The following is a 1,150-nucleotide window of genomic DNA, read 5'->3' as shown; positions in this document are numbered from 1 at the left end:
TATAGCAATCCTAAATGATTTTCTGTGTGTAACTATATTGACGTATTTTGGGGAAATCAAATGTATGTTCGTTAGTAAAAAACTCAAACAAAAATTTGACAATTTTAAAAGACCTACATAAATACCAATACTTTCTTAAAAAGTTTTTAGCTTGTAACCAAATATCTTCAACGGGATTCTGTTGGGGAGCATTGGGAGCAAATAAAATACAAGTAATTGACCAATTATCAGGTTCTTTGTCACCATTTAGTTCTAATAAAAAATCTCTAAATTCTCCATATTTATGATAACTAGCTCCATCCCAAATCAAGATAATCTGGCGATTTTTATATTTACTTTGTAAGTATTTTATGAATTTAACTGTTGATTTTCCGTCCCCAGATGGATGGCTCTGAATATGGAATTCTTTGCTTTGATAATTGAGTGCGCCAAAATAAGTTTGTCTATCTTTTTCATTGGTAATTGGGACTTCAATTCTAATTTTTGATTGACCCCAAACATAACCAGTCAGATCACCATGAAGTAGATGACATTCATCTAAAAACAATACTATTATTTCCCCAGCTTCTATGCCAGCCTTGTTTTTCACTAAAATATCGTTAATTTCTTCCTTCTTTTTTTTTACCAGTTCTTTATCAAATTTAGGATTGGTCTTTTGAGTTTTTTTCCAACTAATTTTCGCCCGGTCGAAAAGTTCATAGTAACTCTGTTTTGATTTATATCTCACACCAAATTCTTGGTCTAAATAAGTAACCAGCTCATCTAAATTCCAATATTCTTTATTTTTTAACCACTCGATTACTTCAGTATTTTGGCGAGCTGTTAAATATCCTTTTGACCCTTTATGTCCTAGTTTGATTCCTGCGATGCCTTGGGTTTTAAATTGTTTTTTCCAATAACCAATAAAAAAATTACTTACACCTAAAATATTGCTGATTTCATGGTAGATATTACCTGAAAGTGCCATCCTTACAGCTATTGCTCGTTTTAGTTCTCTGGCATCGATATCGCTTTTAATGAAAGAGTCTAATTGGGCTATTTCTTTTTCCCTATCTTTTTGTGGCAGTTGTAAGTTATTCATTTTTTTATTCACGATCGAGTATTGCATATAATTGTATCATAGTCTTGATAATGATTTAGGATTGCTATA

At 31.3% G+C, this 1,150-nt stretch carries 1 protein-coding gene; it reads right to left on the bottom strand.

The window, feature by feature from the left end; translation table 11 throughout:
- Positions 1 to 10 precede the first annotated feature (10 nt).
- Positions 11 to 1,081, bottom strand: a complete 1,071-nt coding sequence (locus QUB77_RS31575) for an IS630 family transposase (RefSeq protein ID WP_333172251.1) — start codon at positions 1,079 to 1,081, stop codon at positions 11 to 13.
- Between the last annotated feature and the right edge of the window lie 69 nt (positions 1,082 to 1,150).

The organism is Microcoleus sp. AT9b-C3, from assembly GCF_036705485.1.
In the GTDB taxonomy this organism is placed as follows: domain Bacteria; phylum Cyanobacteriota; class Cyanobacteriia; order Cyanobacteriales; family Microcoleaceae; genus Microcoleus.
Note: the sequence above shows the minus strand (reverse complement) of the source record. Positions and strands in the feature narration are given on the sequence as shown.